This window comes from uncultured Oscillibacter sp. (genome assembly GCF_950073225.1).
Taxonomy (GTDB): Bacteria; Bacillota; Clostridia; order Oscillospirales; family Oscillospiraceae; genus Oscillibacter.
Genome location: NZ_CATMPS010000028.1, coordinates 1 through 19,499, shown reverse-complemented (window position 1 = coordinate 19,499; position 19,499 = coordinate 1). Strand labels below are relative to the sequence as shown.

Here is a 19,499-nt window from a genome sequence, read left to right as displayed (position 1 = left end):
TTCGGCTCCTTTCCGTTCATCTGGCATAGAAGGCGGCGAAATCCGCCTGATTGGACCGCGGTTTGTCCGGGCGTTCCGTGTACTCCTTGGGAAACTTGGGGTTGAAGCGCCGCTGGATCAGCCGCCGGGCCGGGTCCACCATTTTTGTGGACCCTCCCGCGCCGAAGGAGAGGATGGAGCAGAGCTCCGACATGATATAGATGTTGTAGAGGCATTCCCCGCCGGGGCGGGTCCAGCCGATATTTTCAAAGCTGCCGGACATGTATTTCTGCCGGTAGAGGTAATAGGGGGCGTATCCCGCTTCCCGCAGGGCGGGCTCCGCGTAGTCCAGCATTTCTCCCACCGCCTCCGGGCCGGGGATGGCCAGGCCCTCCAGCAGGATGCGGCTGCCCTTTTTCAGCGCCAGGGTGTGGACGGTAACGTTGTCCGTGCCAAACGCCAGGCAGCGCTCCAGGGAGCGGCGGAAGCCCTCCGCCGTGTCCTCCGGCAGTCCCGCGATGAGATCCATGTTCACATGGGGAAAACCGCACTTCGCCGCCAGCTCCATGGCTTCTTCGATGTCGCCGGGGCTGTGGCGGCGGCCAATGGCCCGGAGGACGCTTTCCTCCATGGTCTGGGGGTTTACGGAGATGCGGTGAACGCCGTGGGCCTTTAAAACCGCCAGCTTCTCCGCCGTGATGGTGTCGGGCCGTCCCGCCTCCACGGTAATCTCGCCGCAGGCGTCCAGGGCGGGGCCGAAGGCCGTCTCAAAGGCCGTCAGCACCCGGTCCAGCTGGGGGGCGGTCAGAGTGGTGGGCGTGCCGCCGCCCATATACATGGCCCGGACGTTCAAGCCCGTCTCCCGGGCCATGCGGCCCCCGGCCTCGATCTCCGCCGCCAGAGCGTCCACGTAAGGGTCCACCAGGGAAAAGCTCTTTTCCACCGACTGGCTGACAAAGGAACAGTAGGCGCAGCGGGTGGGGCAGAAGGGAATGCCGATATAGACGGCGATGTCCCGGGGGCCCAGACCTTTCGCGGCCTCAAAGGCCGCCGTCCCCGTCTCCAGGGCCAGGGCGGCCCGGCGGGGGGTGACATAATAAATTTTCTCCAGCAGCTCCCGGGCCGCGCCGGGCGTCCTGCCCGCCGTCAGGGCTTCCGTCACCAGCTTGTCGGGCCGGACCCCGGTGAGCATCCCCCAGGGGGGCTGTCCGCCGGTGAGCATCTGATAGGCCCGGAAAAAAGCCGCGCCGATGGCGTAGCGCCTTTGGCCCTCCCGCCCGTAGGGCGTGCGGCCCCCCAAAGGCACGCCCATGCTGAAGGGAACGGCCTCTCCCTGCCAGCACAGTTCTACTAGGGCGTGGCCCCGCTCTTCGTCCTCCCGCCAGGTGACAATGGCCCAGTTCTCCTCCCGGACAGGCCGGACCGGCTCATAGACCGGAAGCTCGCCGGGGAAGAGATTTAAGAGGCTCTGCTCAACCGTGTAGCGCTCGTCGTGGCCGCGAAATTCCAGTTTCATGTCGTCTCCCGCAGGGCCTGGCGGAGGTAGGGATTCTGCCGCCGCTCCTTCTCCAAGGTGCTGACGTCCATGTGGCCGGGAAGGATCTGGAGGTCCCCCTCCAGCTCTCCCAGGCGGCGCAGGGAGGCCAGCATCTTGGGCACGCTGCCGCCGGGGAAGTCCGTCCTCCCGCAGGACCCGGCAAAGAGGGTGTCCCCGCAAAAGAGCAGATCGCCGCAGCGGAGGGTGACGCTGCCCTCGGAGTGGCCGGGGGTGTGAAGGACCTGGATTTTTACAGCGTCTCCCCCGAAGGCGATCCAGGCCCCCTCGTCGTAGAGATTCGCGCCCTGGATTTGGGTGCGCAGCGGAAACAGGGACGGGTCCACGTCCTCCAGATCCTTCCGGTGGATATAAAGCGCCGCCTGGGGAAAAGCCCGCTCCAGCTCCGCCGCGCCGCCGGTGTGGTCGTAGTGTCCGTGGGTCAGGAGAATGTAGCGAAGCTTTGCCCCCTCCAGAGCCCTGATAATCTCCGGCGCGTCCCCGCCGGGGTCAATCACCGCCGCCTCGCGGGTTTTCTCATCCTCCAAAATATAGCAGTTGGTTCCCAAGGGGCCCACCTGCATCATTTTCACATTCATTGGAGTTTCCTCCTCTCTTGGCTCCATAGTCTCAGGAATCGCCGGGGAGCTGGTCGGACTGGTCCTCGAAGCCGGAAAAGTCCAGGGTCTTCCCCTGCCACGCGGCCCGGAACATGTCCACGGCCCGCCCGGCTCCGCCGCAGCGCTCCATGTAGTGCCTGCCCTTGTCGTCGTTCCAGCCCACGCCGACCACATACTCGCCGGTGTGGGGGCCCGCCAGGGCCACGGCGCTTTGAATAAACCAGTAGTCCTGCCCCTTCCTCTGCTCTAAAATCACAAAGCTGTCTTCATGGGGACAGAGGCCGTCCAGGGCCTTGGTCACGTCCTCCCAGGAAACATGCGCGACGGGCATCCCGTTCACCGACAGGCTCCAGCTCCAGCCGCTGCGAGGCTGGGCGCCCAGAGAACATTCGTTTTGAAAGAAATTGGAAAACAACCCCATGAAAGCACCCGTCCTTTCTTTCTGATGATTCAATTGGTCAGGGCTTCTCCGTATCAAAGAGGATGGTCACCGGGCCGTGGTTCAGGGATTCCACGTCCATCTTCGCGCCGAATTCCCCATGCTCCACCGTGAAGCCCCGCTCCCGGCAGTGGGCCATAAATTTCTCATAGAGGGGAACGGCCAGATCCGGCTTCGCCGCGCCGGAGAAGCCCGGGCGGCGGGAAGAGGTATCCGCAAAGAGAGTAAACTGAGAGATCACCAGAAGGCTTCCGCCAACCTGCTCCAGATTCCGGTTCATCTTTTCGTTCTCATCTTCAAAGATGCGAAGGTTGCAGATTTTTTCCGCCAGCTTTACGGCGGTTTCTTCCGTATCAGCCGGCGCCACCCCCAAAAGGACCAAATAGCCCTCTCCGATTTGGCCCGTAACGGCCCCCTCGATGGTAACCGACGCGTGTTTCACGCGGGTGACAACCGCGCGCATAGCCAATCCCTCCTTTTATAATTGTACGTTATAATTGTACGCCATAGCCCCACACCCCAACCAAGCCCCCGTCCCCCGTCCCCCCGCAGGGAAGGGGGAATGCTCAAGGGGGGACGAAGTCCCCTCTTGAAGGGAGGCGGAGGAAATGGAGCGGAATGGATGTCCGGCGGAGCCGGACGGAATGGAGCGCAATTTTCGACGCCGCTATCCGGCGGGGCGCGTCACTTGCAGCACCCCGGAAATTTGGTTCAGCTTGTTCATGATGGCCTTCATCTGGGCCCCGTCCCGGACCCGGATTTCCAGGCGGATAACGGCGAAGCCGTCCTCCGTGCTCCGGGAGTTCAGGCCGGAGAGAAAGGTGTTGGTGCTGGAGAGGGCCGTGGAGATATCCAGAATCAAGCCCATCCGGTCCTTGCTCATCACGTCGATGGTGGTGGGATAGCTTTCATTGGTATCCTTGCCCCAGGAGACTTTCAGCCAGCGGCCCTCCTGGCCCGCCCGGCGCTCCGGCGCGGCGTTGGGGCAGTCCGCCCGGTGGACGGACACGCCGTAGCCCCGGGTGATAAAGCCCACAATCTCGTCCCCCGGCACGGGGGTGCAGCAGCGGGAGAACTTTACCAGGCAGTTGTCCAGCCCCTCCACGATGATGCCCTGCTCGCTCTTGCTCACCGGCTTGGCGGGCACCAGGATGGGGGCCTCCTCGGGCTTGAGGGTCAGCTCCTCCGCCTGGTGCTGGCGGGCGATGCGCAGCAGCTCCCCCTTCATCCGGCTGACGGCCTTCTGGGCGGTGAAGCCGCCGTAGCCGATGGCGGCATACATCTCCTCCAGGCTGCCGTAGGTGACCTTTTTCAGCAGCAGGGGCAGATTCTCCGGGTCCGTCACGTCCTTCATGGCGAGGCCCGCGTGCTTGAGCTCCTGCTCAAAGGAGGAACGGCCGTTGGCGATGTTTTCCTCCTTTTTCTCCTTCTTAAACCACTGGCGGATTTTGCTCCGGGCCTCGCTGGACTTGGCGATTTTCATCCAGTCCCGGCTGGGGCCCTTGGCGGACTTGGAGGTCATGATCTCCACAATGTCCCCGTTTTTTAAGATGTGGTCAAAGGTGACGATGCGGTTGTTTACCTTGGCCCCCACCATGCGGTTGCCCACGGCGGAGTGGATGGCGTAGGCGAAATCAATGGGCGTGGCCCCGGCGGGGAGGTTCTGCACATCCCCGTTGGGGGTGAAGACGAAAACCTCGTCGGCGAACATGTCGACCTTTAAGGAGTGGATATACTCCTCCGCGTCGGCCCCCTCCTGGTTCTCCAGCAGGCGGCGGACCCACTCGTATTTCCCCTCGGTGCCCGCTCCCTGGCCGTGCTGCTTGTACTTCCAGTGGGCGGCCACGCCGTATTCCGCCACCTCGTGCATCTTCCAGGTGCGGATCTGCACCTCAAAGGGCAGGCCGTCGGGGCCTATGACGGTGGTGTGGAGGGACTGGTAGCCGTTGGGCTTCTCGGTGCCGATATAGTCCTTGAACCGGCCCGGAATGGGCTTGTAAATGTCGTGGATGACGCCCAGGACATTGTAGCAGTCCCCCACCGTGTCCACCAGCACCCGGAAGGCAAAGAGGTCGAAAATCTCGTCCAGGGACTTGTTCTGGTTGAACATCTTCCGGTAGATGGAGTAGGGGTGCTTGATGCGGCCGTAGACCATGTGCTGGATGCCAAGCTCCGTCAGCCGGTCGTCCATCTGGGTCTGGGTGCGGAGGAGGAAGGCGTCGTACTCCGGCTTTTTGGCGTCCAGCCGGGTGATGATCTCCTCATAGCCCACCGGGTCCAGATATTTAAGGGACAGGTCCTCCAGCTCCCACTTGATGCGCTGCATCCCCAGGCGGTGGGAGATGGGGGCGTAAATCTCCATAGTTTCCAGGGACTTTTGCTTCTGCTTCTCCGGAGACTGGTATTCCATGGTCCGCATGTTGTGGAGCCGGTCGGAGACTTTGATGAGGATGACCCGGATATCCTTGCTCATGGCCATGAGCATCTTCCGGAGGTTCTCCATCTGCTCGTCTTCCTTGGTGGCGTACTGGATGCGGGTCAGCTTGCTGACCCCCTCCACCAGATTGGCGATGGTGGGCGAGAACATCCGGGCCACATCCCCGTGGGTGGCGGGCGTGTCCTCAATCACGTCGTGGAGCAGGGCCGCCTCGATGGACTCGGAGTCCAGCTTCAGCTCCTCCGCCACGATTTGGGCCACGGCCAGGGGATGGATGATATAGGGCTCGCCGCTTTTGCGCTTTTGCCCCTCGTGGCAGCGGTCGGCGTACTCGAACGCGGACCGGATATGGTCGAAGTCGGCGGCGGGGTTGTAGCCGCGGACGGTTTTTTCCAAAAGCTCGTACTGTTCCTGTACGGTCATCTCAGGTCGCCTCCTTTTCCCGCAGGCGGAGAAGATACGGACAGTCGTCCCAAGTCACGTCCTCCGGGTCTCCCATCAAATACATCGCCAGCCAGTCGCCCTCCCTGGTCAGGGACACCAGGCCCCGCTCCTGGAAGACCGCCAGGGCGAGATACGCCCGCAGAAAGCTCTCGCTTCCCCCGATTCTGGCGGCGATGCTCCGCAGGAAGGGCAGACGCTCCTTCCGGGCTTTTCCCTGGCGGAGGAGCTCCGTCAGGGCCTTCCAGCAGTCCTGGTACTGGCTGGGGCTGGCCTTCAGCCGGGCCAGCTCCTGCCGGGTCAGGCTCTCTCCCCGCACCAGGCGGCCCACAAGGGCCTGGGCCGCCGCCTCGCTGCGGCTGGGGCTGAGGGAGGGCCGCACGTCCACCAGCTGCAATTGCAGGGTCGTGTTTCCCCGGAAGGTGTTGGCCTGGAGGTAGAAGGCGGCGTCCACCCGGCTGCCGGGGACGATGCCGCACTCCTCCGCTGTGACGGAGAAGAAGATGGCGTCGAAGCGGCTGACGCCCTTGCTCAGGCGCAGCTTCAGGTGTTTTCCCTGCCCCACGGGCTGCACGGCCTCCGCCGTGGCCCCCAGCAGGGCGAAGACGGGCCTGGGGTTCCCCGCGCCGTAAGGCTCCAGCCGTTCCAGCTGCTCGGCCTCCTCCAGGGTCAGCTCCGCGGGGGAGGACACCGCCGCGTCCACCTCCAGAGAGCTCACCGGCGGTTCCCCTCCGGTGACGGAGCGGACATAGCGGTTCATCCGGGTCCGGAAATCCTCAATGTTGTCCTCCGGGATGGTGAACCCGGCGGCCAGCTCGTGGCCCCCGAAGCCGTCCAGCAGGTCCGCGCAGGACTCTAAGGCGGCGAAGAGGTTGAAGCCGCCGTAGGACCGGCAGGAGCCCCGCCCCGTGCCGTCTTTCAGGTGAATCATGAAGCTGGGGCAGGAGTACTTCTCGCTGAGGCGGGAGGCCACGATACCCACCACGCCCTGGTGCCATTTCTCGCTGGCAAGGACCAGGGCGCTGCGCTCCTCCTGCCGCAGGGCCTGGATCTGCCGCACCGCGTCCGCGCAGATGGCCTGCTCCACCGCCTGGCGCTCCCGGTTCAGCTCGCAGAGCGCCCGGGCCAGCTCCTCCGCCCGGGCCAGGTCCCGGGTCTCCAGCAGATCCGCCGCCAGGTCCGCCGCCCCCATGCGCCCGGCGGCGTTGATCCGGGGGGAGAGGACAAAGCCGATTTGAATGGAGGTAACGGGCTTTTCCTCCAGTCCCGCCTCCCGCAGGAGGGCGCGGACCCCCACAAAGTCCGTGTGGGGCAGGGCCTCCAGGCCGCAGGCGACAATGGCCCGGTTTTCCCCCTCCATCCGCATCACGTCGGCCACGGTGCCGATGGCGGCCAGGGCGGAATAGCGGGCGAAGAGGGCGTCCTCCCGGTTCTCGCCCCCCAGGGCCAGCACCAGCTTCAACGCCACGCCGCAGCCCGCCAGGAACTTGAAGGGGTAGGGACAGTCGGGCCGGTGGGGGTCCACCACCGCCACGGCGGCGGGCAGCTCCTCCTTGCATTCGTGATGGTCCGTTACCACCACGTCCAGACCCAGGGAGGCCGCGAAGTCCACTTCCTCGTTTCCGGTGATGCCGCAGTCCACGGTAATCATCAGCGTGACCCCCTGGTCCCGCAGGCTCTGGATGGCGGGCTTGGACAGGCCGTAGCCGTCCTCAATCCGCCGGGGGATATAGCGCAGGCACTTGGCCCCGCAGCTTTTCAAATAGTCCATCAGCAGCACCGTGGAGGTGATGCCGTCCACGTCGTAGTCCCCGAAGACGGCGATGGTCTCCCCCCCGGCGATGGCCTTTTGGATGCGGGCCACGGCCTTGTCCATGTCCCGCATGAGCATGGGGGAGAGGGTCAGCTTCCGGTCCCGGTCTAAAAATTCCGCCGCCGTCTCCGGGGAGGCCACGCCCCGGGCCGCCAGCACCAGGGCCATGAGATAGGGGTAGCCCGCCTCCCGTAGGGCGGCTACGTCCTCTTCCAAGGGGGCGCCGATATTCCACTTTTGATACTTCACAAGAGCGCCCTCCTTTCCGGTCCGGCGTTCGGACAAAATGTAACTTGTATATTATAACAGAGAACTCCCGGCAGGTAAAGGGAAAATCTCTTGATTCCACTATATTTTTCCCCCGGAAGGAAAAGGCTGGAAAAGTCCGCAAATCGCTCTTGCAGTTTTCGCCGGTTTGTGGGATAATGACCGTAATGCCTTTCCGGCATGTCCAATAGCCCGCCCGCCCCGTTTTGGGAACGGCGGCCTCGTTTAAAAAAAGGAGTTGGGAACAAGTGGCCCCTCAAAAGATTGCGCTGCTGACGGATTCCTGCGCGGACCTGTCCCCCCGTCTGGCGGCGGAGAACCACATCTACATCGTCCCCCTGCGCATCCTCTGCGCCGACGGGGAGTATTCCGACGGCGTGGACATCCACAGCGCCGACATCTACCGCCGCCTCAAGGCCGGGGAGCTGCCCCAGACCTCTCTGCCCTCCGCCGAGAGCGCGGGAGCCGTGCTGGAGGAGATCCGGGACGCGGGCTATGACGGCGTCATTGCCGTCATGCTCTCCAGCGGCCTCTCCGGCACCTACAATTTGGTCCGCCTCATCGCCGAGGAGAGCGGGGACGCGTTCCCCATCAAGGTCTTCGACTCCGTCAGCGGCTCCCTGGGACAGGGGCTGACGGTGCTTCAGCTGGCGGAGGACATCCGAAACGGCATGGACTGGGAAACCCTGGTGGAGCGCCGGACCCCGCAGCTCATCGCGGGCACCTTCCCCTTCTTCTCCGTGGACACCCTGGAATACCTGATGAAGGGCGGGCGCATCGGCAAGGTCACCGCCACGGCGGGGACCCTGCTTCAAATCAAGCCCATCATCACCTTCGCCCCCGACGGGCAGCTCCAGTCCATCGCCAAGGTCCGGGGCCGGAACCAGGTCATTGACAAGCTGGTGGCCATGGCCGTGGACCGCTGCGGCGGGCACCGGAAATACAACCTGGCCGTGGCCAACGGTGGAGCCCCCGCCGAGATGGAAACCGTCCGGCAGAAGCTCACCGCCGCCCTGCCGGATTATGACCACATCTGGGACGGCGAGATCGACGGGACCCTCAGCGTCTACATCGGCGACGGCGTCCTGGGCGCGGCGGTGCAGGTGCTCGACTAACTTTTCTTGAAAGACTGTAACGACACTTGATTTTGCAAAGCAAAATCTTAGTGGAGTACGTCCTCGAAGAGGGAAAGTTAGCAAAAGAACTTTATCGCGCTCTATAGTCCGGCAGTCATCCAGGCCGAAGCGACGACAACGCGGTCTATGCTATCTGTAAATACAAGCCCCCCGGCGTACCTTGCGCCGGGGGCCTTCCTTTATTCTGTTCAGCGCCTTCCGCCAAAGCCGCCCCCGCCGGAGCGGCCTCCGCCAAAGCCTCCACCCCGGCCGCCTCCAAAGGAGCCGCCGCCGGTCCGGCCTCCGCCGCCAAAGCCCCCGCCCCCAAAGGAGCCGGGACCGGGGCCGAAGGGGCCGCCAAAGGGACCGCCCGGCCCTCTCGGGGGGCGGGGAGGTCTGGGCGGGCGGGGCGGACGCCGTCCGTACCACCCGGGACCATGCCAGAAGAGGATGGGCCGGAAGACCACCGGCGGCGAGGGCATCCCGCCGTAGCGGCCATACCAGGTGTTGTAGCGCATCCGGTCCATGCTGCTCAGCACCGCCAGGAGCACCGCCAGCAGGACCACAAGGGGAATCAGGTTCGCCAGCAGGACATACCCGCCGCCGTCATGCTCCGCCGTCCCTTCAAAGAGGCCGTGGACGTGGGCGAACAGGTTCAGGACGGCTCCGTCGTAATCCCCCGCCGTAAAGCCCTCGAAAAGGAAGCTGTTGAGGTAATGGGCCTCTTGGCCCCCAAAGCGGTCGTAGAACCTGCCGCTGGAAAGCAGGTAGCAGTCCTGGGCTCCGACGCTCATCACCAGGACGGCGTCGTCCTCCGTCAGCTCCAGCTCACCGGCCCAGTCCCAGGCGGCGCTCTCCAAATTTTCCGGGGCCTCCGCCAGCGTCACCACCGCCAGAATGCTGTTCCCCAGCCGGTCCCAGTTGGCGTTGTAAAGGCTCAGGCTCTTTTCCGTTTTCGCCGAGAGGATGCCCGCCCGGTCCCGGATGTACTGCTCAAAGGGGGCGGTGGACAGGCTCGTGTCTAAGGGCGCGCCGTCCGGCTCCGGCGCGGAGGGCTTCCGCGCCTGTCCCAGGGCAATGCCCGTCAAGATGGCCAGGACCATAATTACCGCCGCCACGGAGCGCTTTTGGAAGAATTTCATAGGCTCATTCCTCTGTCTTCACCGCCTGGAAGTCCGGCGCGTCCGTCCGGCCCACCAGATAGTCGATGGATACTTGGTAATAGTCCGCTAAAACAATCAGGGTCGCAAGTTTGGGTTCGCTCTGGCCTGTCTCATAATTCTGATAGCCCCGGAAGGACATACCCAGAATTTCCGCCAACTCCCGTTGGTAAATTCTGCGTCCCTCCCGCAATTCTTTTAGGCGTTTGGCGAGTAGTTGCATAATGCACCTCTTGACAGACCTAATTTAGGTATGTTAATATACCTTTATCTAGTATATAGGAGGTATCCCCATGACCAGTCTCATGCAGCTATTGATGGATTTCACCCATAACGAGCGCATCCCCCGCTGCCTGGACCACAAATCTTACGACCTCTCGAAATCCCTGGAGGCAAAGCACCTCGCCGCCTTGAAGGAGGGCCTCTCCGGGGAACACATGGCGTCTTTGGAGCGGTATCAGCAGGCCCTGGAGGACAGCCGTTCCTTGGAGCTGGAAGCCATGTTCCTGGCCGCCTTCTCCGTGGCCCGGGAGCTCCGGTAGGCGGACCCGTAGGGGCTATGTGTCCGCCCCTACAGGCCGTTCCGCCCATAGGCGTTTATTTGTGCAGCTCCATCAGCTTCGCCCGGAGTTCGCCCTCGATGCGGCCCAGCTCCACCTCGGCTTCCTTCCGCTTCTGCGCGCCCTCCCGCTGGATGTTCAGCACCTCGTCCAGGGTGGAGATCAGCTGCTGGTTCGTGTGCTGGAGAGTCTCGATGCTCACCACGCTCCGCTCCGCCTCCTTGGCGGTCTGGATGGTGCCCATTTTCAGCATGTCGGCGTTCTTTTTCAAAAGCTCGTTGGTCATTTCCGTCACGGCGCTCTGGGCGGCGGTGGCCTGGCGGCCGTGCTCCATCCCCAGGGCCAGGACCATCTGGCTCTTCCACAGGGGAATGGTGTTCACCAGGGAGGACTGGATTTTCTCCACCATCAGCGTGTCGTTGTTCTGGAGCAGCCGGGTCTGGGGGCCCATCTGGATGGAGATCATCCTCGTCAGCTCCAGGTCGTGGAGCTTCTTTTCAAACCGCTCGCACATCTGCACCAGGTCGTTGTACCGCTGGGCGTCCTCCTGGGCGCCGGTCTGCTCCGCCTTGGCCCGGAGGGCGGGAAGCTCGTTGGCCTGGACCTCCTGGAGCTTCTTCTTCCCCGCCAGGATATACATGGTCAGCTCTTTATAGTACTTGAGGTTCAGCTCATACATCTGGTCGAACATGGCCACGTCCTTCATCAGGGTCACCTGATGCTGTTCCAGCTCCCGGACGATCTTGTCCACGTTGCTTTCGACCTTGGAATATTGGGCCTTCATGACCTCCAGCTTGTTCCCGGCCTTCTTGAACTTGCCGAAGAGGCCCTTTTTCTCCTCCTCCCCGCCAAAGCCCTTCAGCTCCACCACCAGCTCGGAGAGGGACTTGCCCACTTCGCCCAGGTCCTTGGTGCGCACGGAGGCCAGGGCGCTTTCGGAGAAGCCCGCCACGTTCTTCTGGGCCGCCGCGCCGTATTGGAGAATCAGGTTGGAGTCCATCACGTCGATCTTTTTGGAGAAGTCCTCCACGGCCTTTTTCTCCGCCTCGGAGAGCATGGAGTCGTCCAGCTCCACGGGCTTGACCTCCGGCTTTTCCGGCTCGGGAGCGGCGGGGGTGGCGGCGGGCTCCAGGGTCAGCTCCGGCACGGGAGCCGCGGCGGCGGGGTCCAGGGTCAGCTCGGGAATCATATTGTCACTCATAGTCGTCTTCCTCCACCAGCAGAATGTGTTCCTCCTCCTCCCGGATGCCCAGGATGCCATGGAGGACGGAAACGGCCAGCCACACGCAGCCGGTCACCAGGTGCAGGGGCTCCCGCTCCTTCTTCGCCAGATAGAAGCAGCTTCCGGAGAGCATGCCCTCCAGGATGGAGATAAACAGGTAAACGGGATTTCGGTTTTTCATGACGCTTCCTCCTTATTTATTTACATTCCGCGGGGGTTATAGCTCCAGCCGGATGTCCGTGCCGTCTTCCTGAACCGGATCCGCTTTCATCTCCGGTTCCGTCAGGCCCTCCCGGGCAAGCAGGGTCTCCATCACCTGGATGTCCGTGGAGATATCCAGGGCGTCGGCGCCGTAGAGGGCGTCCAGCTGCTTTTCAAAGGCCCGGACGATGGTTTTCAGCATGTCCTCCACCTTTTCCTTGGTGCCGTCGATGTTTTCCCCGGAGACGCCCGCGCCGCTCATGCGGTCGTAGGTGTTGAGAAGCTTCAAGGTGGTGGGCAGGTAGTAATTCATAAACTGGCGGATCTGGGGCAGCTTGTCCGGGTCGTCCTTCACGGCCTGGAAGATCTTTTCGGACACCTGGCTCAGCCGCACGATGTCGGCGGAGACGCCGGGGTCGGCGATGCTGTCGTCCAGCCGCTTCATCTCGCTGAGGGCCAGCTTCCCGTCCTTGATCGCCTTGTCCAGCTCCGGGTTTCCGGTGGAGGGCTCCTCCTTGGGCTTTTCGGGGGCCTTTGCCTCCTCTTTTTTCTCCGTCCCGGCGGATCCGGCTGCCGCTCTCCCGCCCTGGCAGATGCCGTTCACCAGCAGGAACACCGCCGCCGACACCGCCGCCAGCAGGGCAATGGCCGTATTGGAATATAGGGGCAGGAACAGCCCGCCCAGCAGCCACAGCGCCGCTACGGCGTAAAAGGGGGCGGCGGGCTTTCGTTTGGCCGTCATAGAAGGACCTCCATTCATGGCGCGTTTCGCAAGTTAGTATATTATATCCCCCAAACGGCCATTGGTCAAGCCGGGCGGGCACAAATTCACAGTAAATTCCAAAAAGGCGAAAACGCCCCAAGGGGCGTTTTCAAGGAATGCCGTACAGTCCCGTCACCGGGTCCTGCCACAGCGGCAGATGGACCGGGCGGAACGTACACCAGACAAAGCAGAAGGCCAGGCCCCACAAAAGCGCCAGACCCAGAAGCTGCATCCAGCGGCTGGAGAGCCTTCCCCGGCGGAGCAGGGCGAAATCCAGGGCAAAGGCCGCCAGGTCCGCCGCGAAGAATATGGAGATGTTCACCCAGGTGATGTGATATCCCAAAACACCGGTGTAGGTATAGAACAGCACGGGAATCAGGGCCGCTCCCGTCAGGGTGCTGAGAGCCCGGACCGCCAGGAGGTTCGGATAGTTCCGCCCCAGCAGGCAGACCTGCGCCACGGAGAAGAGGAACAGGGGCACAAAGAGGAGCTTCATGTGCTCCCAGGTGGACTCGTTGACGGCGGAAAACCAGGCCGCCAGAGCGCTGCCGCCGCTCCACTCGTAGACGAAGTGGAGGAGCGTCCCCAGCGCCCCGGTGAACAAAAAGCCTCCCAGCTCCCAAAAGAACAGCTTCCGCCTCATAGAACCAGCCTCCGCCCGGATGAAGTCGCGGCACAGCCGCCTCTCCATTCTGTGCGGAGGCTGGAAAAATTATGCGTCAAACAAATACGCACTGCACCAGCGCCATGTACAGCGCTGTCCCTCCGGCGATGGAGAGGAGTACATTCCCCTTCCACCGGTGCAGCGCCGCCACGGCGAAAATCGCCAGCAGCTCCGGCGCGCCATGAGGGGCGGCGGACCAGGCCACGTCCTTTAGGCAGTAGACCACCAGCAGCCCCATGGTCGCCGCCGGCAGGACCTTCCCCAGGTCCGTCACCCAGGCCGGGGGCTGTTTGTTCTCCGGGAACAGCCAAAAGGGCAGCCAGCGGGTGATCTGGGTCCCGGCGGCTACCGCCAGGATGATCCCCAGGGTCTCGAACGGCGTCAGGCGCATAGCAGCTTCCTCCCTCCCAACAGGACCGCCAGGATCATCACCATGGCGGGGATGACCAGGTTATCCGGCCCAAACACAACCAGGCTCACGACGGCGCAGGCGACACCCGCGGCCCCGGCGGGGCGGCGCTCCTTTCCCTTCCACTGCTCCAGGAACAGCACCACGAACAGCGCCGTCAGAGCGAAGTCCAGGCCGGTGGTATCAAACATGATAAAGCTCCCCAGCAGTCCGCCCAAGGCCGTGGCGCCCACCCAATAGCTGTAATCCAGCAGGGAGATACAAAGGAAGAACTCCCGCCGCCCTACGCCCTCCGGCGGGTCCACGGTGGACACCAGGGAAAAGGTCTCGTCGCTGAGGGTGTAGATCAGGGGAAACCTGGCCCAGCCCAAGCCCTTGTAGCATAGCCTTGTCCCTGGCGGCAGGGATATGGAGCGTCAACTCCTTGCCGCGCTCGGTGATCTTCTCGTATCGGTTGGGTAATGGTTGGTATCCTCTGCGGGTCAAGGATAATGCCATCTTCATTTTCTGCGCATCGTTGGTCAACTTAACGCCGTCAATCCCCGCCGCTGAATTTGTATCAGCGACAAAGCGGACAGCCAGTACCCTGGCGGCATAGGAGGCTACCAGTTCGTTCTGCATGATTTTGACGTTTTCCCAATCGCGGTTATAGGCAGCTAAGGCCAATTTGCTTTGTTTTCGGAAAAGCTCATTCTCCATTTTTGGCCAGTCTATCGTGTGCCACCGGACGGCCATATCTTCATCTGAGGTTTCCTGCTGAAAGGTGATTGCACCAATGATGATAGAAATGGGGCAATGGTCGGAAGCAGCCGTAGAGGTGTGGTGCTTGACGCTCTGAATGTAAGTAAGCAGCTCACCCGAAACAAGGAAGTAGTCCAGCCGGGAGCCTTTGTTTTCTGCGCGGCTTTTAGGGCGTGGTCCCCACCATGTATAAGCCCCTTCCTTCTGCGGGTAAAAGGCGCGAAAGACATCGACAAAGCCAGATGAAATGAACGCCTCAAATCCCGCTCTTTCATCGGAAACAAAAAGCGGTTCTTAAGGGCGTTGCCATAAGAAAACATGAGAAAACCCAGTAAAATCAATGTTTTTAAGGGCAGCGGAAAACGGGGCGGCGCAAACAAGTGAATAACAGCACAGAAAGCGGGCGATGTCGGCAAGACACCGCCCGTTTCTGCGCCCCGGCGAACGCCGCAGATTTTGAAAAAGTCTGCGGCGTTTTTTCATGTCCAGACACCGAAAGGAGCGGAGAACCATGCCAGTATTCCGCGTGGAGAGGAACAAGGGGTACACGGTGATGTCGAACCATCACCTGCGGAACAAAGACCTGACCCTAAAAGCCAAGGGCCTGCTGTCGCAAATGCTGTCACTCCCGGAAGATTGGGATTACACGTTAAAGGGCCTGGCCCTTATCAACAGGGAGAAGATCGACGCCATCCGGCAGGCTATCCGGGAGTTGGAGCAGGCGGGGTACATCGTCCGTTCGCGGGAACGTGACGAACGGGGACGGCTGCGGGGTGCGGACTATGTGATCTATGAACAGCCGCAGACGCCGCCTGCATTGGATTTACCTACGTTGGAAAATCCAACATTGGATAATCCTACGCAGGAAAAGCCTACGTTGGAAAATCCAACGCAATTAAATAAAGATATACAAAGTAAAGACCCAAGAATTACAGACCCATCAATTACCCATTCCTTTCCCTCCCTTTCACCCCCTCCCGCTGGGGCGGCTGTTGCGGCTTCGCCGCCGGAAAGGAAAGGAACGGAAGCGGCCACACAGAGCGCCGTTGAGATTTATCGGGACATCATCAAGGAGAATATCGAGTACGACCATCTCCTGCACCACTCCAAAATCGACCCGGAGGAATTGGACGGCATCGTGGAATTGCTGGTGGAAACCGTCTGCACGGCCCGCAAGTCTATCCGGGTGGCCGGTGACGACTACCCCGCCGAGCTGGTAAAGGCCAAGCTGCTGAAACTGAACAGCGGCCACATTGAGTTCGTCATGGACTGTATGCGGGAGAACACCACGAAAATCCGCAACATCAAGAAATACCTGCTGGAAGAATGGTTCAAGGGTGTGCTGATCGACGGCATCACCAGCAACCTCACCGGCCTTTTTGACACGGTGAATACCAAAGTGGGGGAGATCGCCGCCGACGTGGGAGCCACGCCGCAGGGCTGGAACAGCGGCATTTTCAATATGCTCCGCAGCCTGTCGGAAACGGTGATCGTCCCCATCGCCGGGGCTATCCTCGCCCTTATCATGTGCTATGAGCTGATACAGCTTATCGCGGAACGGAACAGTATGCACGACATGGACAGTTGGATGCTGTTCCGCTGGGTGTTCAAATCCGCCGCCGCGATCATCCTCGTGTCCAACACTTGGAACATCGTCATGGGCGTGTTTGACATCACCCAAAGCGTCGTCAATCAGAGCGCAGGGGTAATCATCGGAGATCTGACGTTCACCATCGAGGCGGACAATCTGAAAGCGGCGCGGGCGAGGCTGGAACGCATCGAAACCGACCTGCTGGGCTACTTCAAAATGATGGGAGCCGCCGCCCGTGTGCTGGACGGGGCCGAACGGCTGGAGGTGCTGCATGGCGTTTTCCACCCGGACGGCGAATTGTTCCGCTTTGACTGGAAATGGCTTCCCACGGCAGGGCTGTCCACCAAGGACTTCATCGCCCCGTCCTCCCTCCGCTTCGGGAACAGCCGGGTATTCGGCATCAGCGGCAAGTACGGGGCGGTGAGTTTTCTGCAAATCCTGGCCCCGGAGCTGTCCGATGAAATGCTGGCGGATTTCCTCAACACGGAAAATGGCATCGTCGTCAACCTCCATGTGCAGGCCATTGAGCAGACCGAGGCCATCAAGCGGGTAAAACGGAAGATCACCGACCTGGACGCCATGAAAATACAGGAGCAGAAAAAGGCGGTACGTTCCGGCTACGACATGGATATTTTGCCCTCCGACCTTGCCACCTACGGCACGGACGCCAAGCAGTTGCTTTCCAAGCTGCAAACCCGGAACGAGCGTCTTTTCATGGTGACGTTCCTTGTCCTGAACATGGCCGACACCCAGCGGAAGTTGAGCAACGAGGTATTCCGGGCCGCTGGCGTGGCGCAGAAGTATAACTGCGCCCTGGTGCGGCTGGACGACCAGCAGGAGCAGGGCTTGATGTCCTCCCTCCCCCTGGGGCAGAACCATATCAACATCCAGCGGGGCCTTACCACGTCCAGCGCCGCAATCTTCGTCCCCTTTGTGACGCAGGAGCTTTTTCAGGGCGGCGGGGCCATGTACTACGGCGTCAACGCCAAGACCCACAACATGATTATACCGTGGAGGGCAACAGCGGAAACGCCTGCAAGATCAAGAGTTATCCCCTGAACAGCAGCGTTATCCGAGGTTACGGATTGATGAATTGGGACTAAAAAATTATATGAAGAATTGGAGGTAAATCTATCAATATCGTATCCTTTGGCGGCGGCACGAACAGCGCCGCCGTTCTTGTTGGGCTTCACAAGCACAGCATCCCCGTTGACCTGATCTTGTTTGCCGACACAGGCGGCGAACAGCCCCACACCTATCAATTCATCCGCACGATGGATGATTGGCTGGCTGCTCATGGTATGCCGCAGATCACAGTGGTAGAGAAGTACGACCGCAGCGGCCACCGGCTGACCCTGGAAATGGAGTGCCTGCGCTCCTGCACCCTGCCGTCCATCGCCTACGGCCATAAGCGATGTTCCCAGAAACACAAGATCGGGCCGCAGGAAAAATTCTGCAATCACTATCCGCCCTGCCGGGAGGCATGGGCGCGTGGGGAGAAGATCACCCGCTTCCTGGGCTACGACGCCGGGGAAATGAGGCGGTACGAACATTCCAAGAAATTCGACAACACCGACAAGAAGTACATCAACCGTTATCCCCTGATTGAAGATTGGGGATGGGACAGGAGCGATTGCGTCCGGGAGATATTGGCGGCTGGCCTGCCGCTTCCGGGCAAGTCCTCCTGCTTTTTCTGCCCCAGCATGAAACAGCCGGAGATTTTGGCGTTGAAAGAGCATTACCCCGACCTCTACCGGCGGGCCGTCTCTATGGAGGACAGGGCGATGCCCCACCTTACCAGCGTCAAGGGGCTGGGCCGCAGCTACGCCTGGCGGGAGCGGTTCGGGACGGCGGAGGGAGGGCCGGGGACGTGCTGACGCTGACGCCCATATCCCTGAAAGACGCCAACGCCTTTGTCGCCCAGCATCACCGCCACCACCGCCCCGTCACCGGCCACAAGTTTTCTATCGCCTGCACCGTGGCCGGGCGGCTGGCTGGCGTGGCTATCGTGGGCCGACCTGTCAGCCGGTATCTGGACGACGGCCATACTCTGGAAGTCAACCGGCTTTGCACGGACGGCACGAAAAACGCTTGCAGTTTCCTCTATGCCGCAGCGTGGAGGGCGGCGCGGGCGATGGGCTATCGGAAGATCGTCACCTACATTCTGGACACGGAGAGCGGGGCCAGTCTGCGGGCCGCTGGCTGGGTGTGCGTTGGGCTGGCTGGCGGCAAACGCTGGACGGGGAACCGCCGCCCCAAGGAGGACTTATACCCAGCGCAGATGAAATACCGCTATGAAAAATCCATCGGAAAGGAGTTTTGACTATGGCGAACAAACTTGACCGCATCGAAAAGGACATCCAGAAAGTGAAGTCCAAGATCGCGGAGTACAACAAGCAGCTTCGGGAGCTGGAGGGGCAAAAAACCGAACAGGAGAATTTGCAGATCATCCAGCTTGTCCGGGGCATGAACATGACGAGGGAGGAATTTGCGGCGTTCCTGCGGGGCGGGGCCTTGCAGACCGCCCCCACCCTACGACGCCCTATCACGAAAAGGAGGACACCGGCCATGAGGAATAAAATTATTCGTTTTCTCTCTGTCATTCTGGCTGTGGGCCTGTCTGCGGCTATGTTCACCACGACGGCCTTTGCCGGGGGCGGCGACGAGGAAGGGGAGGTCATACCCACCGAGCCGACCGGGGAAGTGGTGTCCACGCCTGACACCAAGCCCCTGACCCCGGAGGGCAATCTATCCCTGGTGGACGACATCGACGGCGAGGCATCCGAGGATAAGCAGTTTATCACCGTTGTTTCCAAGACCGGCAACTATTTTTACATCATCATTGACCGGGCCGGGGACGGCGAGAACACAGTGCATTTTCTCAATCAGGTGGACGAGGCCGACTTGCTGGCGCTGATGGAGGTAGAGGAAGAACCGCCCGCTGTCTGCGCCTGCACAGTGAAATGTGAGGCCGGGGCCGTCAATACCGCCTGCCCCGTCTGCGCCAACAATATGACCGCCTGCGCCGGGAAAGCGCCGGAGCCGCAGGAGCCGGAAGAACCCGAACTCCCGGCCAAGGAGAACAAGGGCGGCGTGGGCGGTCTGCTGGTGCTGCTGATCGTGGCCCTGGCTGGCGGCGGCGGGGCGCTGTACTACTTCAAGTTCCGCAAGCCCAAAGCCGATGTGTCCGGCAGCACTGACCTGTCCGAATACGACTTTGACGACGAGGACGAGCCGGAGGATGAACAAGAGGACGAATGAGGCGTATGGCCCGCTGTTGAGCAAACAGCGAGCCATACACAATCAATCTCTGGAATCAATTTCTTCTTGACATTCCCTACAAAAGCCGCCACCAGCGTCATTTTCAAATGTCAAGTCACACCCACAGTTGCCACATTTGGCACCTGTCTTTTCTTTAGATAGTGTCTACACGAATTAAGTACGGATAGCAGCCCAAATAGCGATACAACGGACGTGTACCGCGGCGATAAAAGCATCCGAGGTTTTGGCATAACGAGTGGCAATACCTCTCCAACGTTTCAG

The 19,499-nt window shown here is 61.4% G+C and carries 19 protein-coding genes and 5 pseudogenes; 8 read left to right on the top strand and 16 right to left on the bottom strand.

Annotation, left to right across the window (positions count from 1 at the left end):
* Window positions 1–16 precede the first annotated feature (16 nt).
* From hemZ to recJ, 6 genes are all read right to left on the bottom strand, one after another.
* Entirely contained in the window at window positions 17–1,495 is a 1,479-nt protein-coding gene (hemZ, locus tag Q1M04_RS12240) for a coproporphyrinogen dehydrogenase HemZ (protein WP_297998928.1), read from the bottom strand.
* A complete protein-coding gene (locus Q1M04_RS12235) occupies window positions 1,492–2,112 on the bottom strand; it encodes an MBL fold metallo-hydrolase (RefSeq protein ID WP_295755751.1) in 621 nt (206 codons plus the stop codon). Before Q1M04_RS12235 ends, hemZ begins: the two co-directional genes overlap by 4 nt.
* A 31-nt stretch (window positions 2,113–2,143) precedes the next feature.
* Window positions 2,144–2,554, bottom strand: coding sequence for a hypothetical protein (locus tag Q1M04_RS12230; protein WP_300346325.1), 411 nt, complete (start codon window positions 2,552–2,554; stop codon window positions 2,144–2,146).
* A gap of 37 nt (window positions 2,555–2,591) precedes the next feature.
* Window positions 2,592–3,035 (bottom strand): D-aminoacyl-tRNA deacylase, encoded by a 444-nt coding sequence (gene dtd / locus Q1M04_RS12225; RefSeq protein WP_204790152.1) that lies wholly within the window; start codon window positions 3,033–3,035, stop codon window positions 2,592–2,594.
* 204 nt (window positions 3,036–3,239) lie between these two features.
* A complete protein-coding gene (locus Q1M04_RS12220; protein WP_295755754.1) occupies window positions 3,240–5,432 on the bottom strand; it encodes a bifunctional (p)ppGpp synthetase/guanosine-3',5'-bis(diphosphate) 3'-pyrophosphohydrolase in 2,193 nt (730 codons plus the stop codon).
* Between the two features lies 1 nt (window position 5,433).
* Complete coding sequence (gene recJ, locus Q1M04_RS12215; protein WP_297998923.1) at window positions 5,434–7,512, bottom strand: single-stranded-DNA-specific exonuclease RecJ; 2,079 nt, start codon at window positions 7,510–7,512, stop codon at window positions 5,434–5,436.
* 266 nt (window positions 7,513–7,778) lie between these two features.
* Here recJ and Q1M04_RS12210 point away from each other — a divergent pair, with 266 nt between their 5' ends.
* On the top strand, window positions 7,779–8,645 hold the full coding sequence (locus Q1M04_RS12210) for a DegV family protein (RefSeq protein ID WP_297998921.1): 867 nt from the start codon (window positions 7,779–7,781) through the stop codon (window positions 8,643–8,645).
* 209 nt (window positions 8,646–8,854) lie between these two features.
* On the opposite strand, the gene Q1M04_RS12205 is transcribed toward Q1M04_RS12210, so the two are convergent.
* Together Q1M04_RS12205 and Q1M04_RS12200 are read right to left on the bottom strand one after the other, a co-directional pair.
* Window positions 8,855–9,787, bottom strand: coding sequence for a hypothetical protein (locus tag Q1M04_RS12205; protein ID WP_297998918.1), 933 nt, complete (start codon window positions 9,785–9,787; stop codon window positions 8,855–8,857).
* 4 nt (window positions 9,788–9,791) lie between these two features.
* Window positions 9,792–10,028: a helix-turn-helix domain-containing protein gene (locus tag Q1M04_RS12200; protein ID WP_297998917.1), complete on the bottom strand. Its 237-nt coding sequence runs from the start codon at window positions 10,026–10,028 to the stop codon at window positions 9,792–9,794.
* A 70-nt stretch (window positions 10,029–10,098) separates the two neighbouring features.
* Here Q1M04_RS12200 and Q1M04_RS12195 point away from each other — a divergent pair, with 70 nt between their 5' ends.
* On the top strand, window positions 10,099–10,347 hold the full coding sequence (locus Q1M04_RS12195) for a hypothetical protein (protein WP_297998915.1): 249 nt from the start codon (window positions 10,099–10,101) through the stop codon (window positions 10,345–10,347).
* Window positions 10,348–10,402: 55 nt separating this feature from the next.
* Here the strand turns inward: Q1M04_RS12195 and Q1M04_RS12190 are convergent, their stop codons facing one another.
* The 7 genes and pseudogenes from Q1M04_RS12190 to Q1M04_RS16205 form a co-directional block, all read right to left on the bottom strand.
* On the bottom strand, window positions 10,403–11,566 hold the full coding sequence (locus tag Q1M04_RS12190; RefSeq protein WP_297998913.1) for a toxic anion resistance protein: 1,164 nt from the start codon (window positions 11,564–11,566) through the stop codon (window positions 10,403–10,405).
* Window positions 11,559–11,768 carry a hypothetical protein gene (locus tag Q1M04_RS12185; RefSeq protein ID WP_295755768.1) on the bottom strand — a complete coding sequence of 70 codons (210 nt, stop codon included), beginning with the start codon at window positions 11,766–11,768 and terminating at the stop codon, window positions 11,559–11,561. The genes Q1M04_RS12190 and Q1M04_RS12185 overlap by 8 nt, the downstream gene beginning before the upstream one ends.
* A 36-nt stretch (window positions 11,769–11,804) precedes the next feature.
* The gene (locus Q1M04_RS12180; protein ID WP_243413915.1) at window positions 11,805–12,530 is read right to left on the bottom strand and encodes a 5-bromo-4-chloroindolyl phosphate hydrolysis family protein; all 726 of its coding nucleotides are present in this window, start codon (window positions 12,528–12,530) and stop codon (window positions 11,805–11,807) included.
* A 130-nt stretch (window positions 12,531–12,660) separates the two neighbouring features.
* Entirely contained in the window at window positions 12,661–13,194 is a 534-nt protein-coding gene (locus tag Q1M04_RS12175) for a DUF6512 family protein (protein ID WP_297998910.1), read from the bottom strand.
* A 76-nt stretch (window positions 13,195–13,270) separates the two neighbouring features.
* On the bottom strand, window positions 13,271–13,606 hold the full coding sequence (locus Q1M04_RS12170) for a branched-chain amino acid transporter permease (RefSeq protein WP_297998908.1): 336 nt from the start codon (window positions 13,604–13,606) through the stop codon (window positions 13,271–13,273).
* Window positions 13,597–13,995, bottom strand: coding sequence for an AzlC family ABC transporter permease (locus Q1M04_RS12165; RefSeq protein ID WP_297998906.1), 399 nt, complete (start codon window positions 13,993–13,995; stop codon window positions 13,597–13,599). Before Q1M04_RS12165 ends, Q1M04_RS12170 begins: the two co-directional genes overlap by 10 nt.
* Before the next feature lie 124 nt (window positions 13,996–14,119).
* A pseudogene (locus Q1M04_RS16205) lies at window positions 14,120–14,614 on the bottom strand (reverse transcriptase N-terminal domain-containing protein); the annotation flags it as partial.
* 262 nt (window positions 14,615–14,876) lie between these two features.
* Between Q1M04_RS16205 and Q1M04_RS12160 the strand changes: the two are divergent.
* The 6 genes and pseudogenes from Q1M04_RS12160 to Q1M04_RS12135 all read left to right on the top strand — a co-directional run.
* Window positions 14,877–15,683, top strand: a pseudogene (locus tag Q1M04_RS12160) (DUF6017 domain-containing protein); the annotation flags it as partial.
* Between the two features lie 21 nt (window positions 15,684–15,704).
* Window positions 15,705–16,964, top strand: a pseudogene (locus Q1M04_RS12155) (VirB4-like conjugal transfer ATPase, CD1110 family); the annotation flags it as partial.
* A gap of 125 nt (window positions 16,965–17,089) precedes the next feature.
* On the top strand, window positions 17,090–17,833 hold the full coding sequence (locus Q1M04_RS12150; RefSeq protein ID WP_300447984.1) for a phosphoadenosine phosphosulfate reductase: 744 nt from the start codon (window positions 17,090–17,092) through the stop codon (window positions 17,831–17,833).
* The gene (locus Q1M04_RS12145) at window positions 17,827–18,279 is read left to right on the top strand and encodes an XF1762 family protein (RefSeq protein WP_300447958.1); all 453 of its coding nucleotides are present in this window, start codon (window positions 17,827–17,829) and stop codon (window positions 18,277–18,279) included. Before Q1M04_RS12150 ends, Q1M04_RS12145 begins: the two co-directional genes overlap by 7 nt.
* 2 nt (window positions 18,280–18,281) lie before the next feature.
* Window positions 18,282–18,404: pseudogene (locus Q1M04_RS12140) on the top strand (DUF4315 family protein); the annotation flags it as partial.
* Between the two features lie 120 nt (window positions 18,405–18,524).
* Window positions 18,525–19,217, top strand: a complete 693-nt coding sequence (locus tag Q1M04_RS12135) for a DUF4366 domain-containing protein (protein WP_300447981.1) — start codon at window positions 18,525–18,527, stop codon at window positions 19,215–19,217.
* A gap of 174 nt (window positions 19,218–19,391) precedes the next feature.
* On the opposite strand, the pseudogene Q1M04_RS12130 reads toward Q1M04_RS12135, so the two are convergent.
* Window positions 19,392–19,499, bottom strand: a pseudogene (locus Q1M04_RS12130) (IS5/IS1182 family transposase); the annotation flags it as partial.

Excerpts from the sequence above, each read along its gene's own strand:
- hemZ (WP_297998928.1), bottom strand. The coding sequence starts at position 1,495 with ATGAAACTGGAATTTCGCGGCCACGACGAGCGCTACACGGTTGAGCAG.
- Q1M04_RS12235 (WP_295755751.1), bottom strand. The coding sequence starts at position 2,112 with ATGAATGTGAAAATGATGCAGGTGGGCCCCTTGGGAACCAACTGCTAT.
- Q1M04_RS12230 (WP_300346325.1), bottom strand. The coding sequence starts at position 2,554 with ATGGGGTTGTTTTCCAATTTCTTTCAAAACGAATGTTCTCTGGGCGCC.
- dtd (WP_204790152.1), bottom strand. The coding sequence starts at position 3,035 with ATGCGCGCGGTTGTCACCCGCGTGAAACACGCGTCGGTTACCATCGAG.
- Q1M04_RS12220 (WP_295755754.1), bottom strand. The coding sequence starts at position 5,432 with ATGACCGTACAGGAACAGTACGAGCTTTTGGAAAAAACCGTCCGCGGC.
- Q1M04_RS12205 (WP_297998918.1), bottom strand. The coding sequence starts at position 9,787 with ATGAAATTCTTCCAAAAGCGCTCCGTGGCGGCGGTAATTATGGTCCTG.
- Q1M04_RS12200 (WP_297998917.1), bottom strand. The coding sequence starts at position 10,028 with ATGCAACTACTCGCCAAACGCCTAAAAGAATTGCGGGAGGGACGCAGA.
- Q1M04_RS12195 (WP_297998915.1), top strand. The coding sequence starts at position 10,099 with ATGACCAGTCTCATGCAGCTATTGATGGATTTCACCCATAACGAGCGC.
- Q1M04_RS12190 (WP_297998913.1), bottom strand. The coding sequence starts at position 11,566 with ATGAGTGACAATATGATTCCCGAGCTGACCCTGGACCCCGCCGCCGCG.
- Q1M04_RS12185 (WP_295755768.1), bottom strand. The coding sequence starts at position 11,768 with ATGAAAAACCGAAATCCCGTTTACCTGTTTATCTCCATCCTGGAGGGC.
- Q1M04_RS12180 (WP_243413915.1), bottom strand. The coding sequence starts at position 12,530 with ATGACGGCCAAACGAAAGCCCGCCGCCCCCTTTTACGCCGTAGCGGCG.
- Q1M04_RS12175 (WP_297998910.1), bottom strand. The coding sequence starts at position 13,194 with ATGAGGCGGAAGCTGTTCTTTTGGGAGCTGGGAGGCTTTTTGTTCACC.
- Q1M04_RS12170 (WP_297998908.1), bottom strand. The coding sequence starts at position 13,606 with ATGCGCCTGACGCCGTTCGAGACCCTGGGGATCATCCTGGCGGTAGCC.
- Q1M04_RS12135 (WP_300447981.1), top strand. The coding sequence starts at position 18,525 with ATGAGGAATAAAATTATTCGTTTTCTCTCTGTCATTCTGGCTGTGGGC.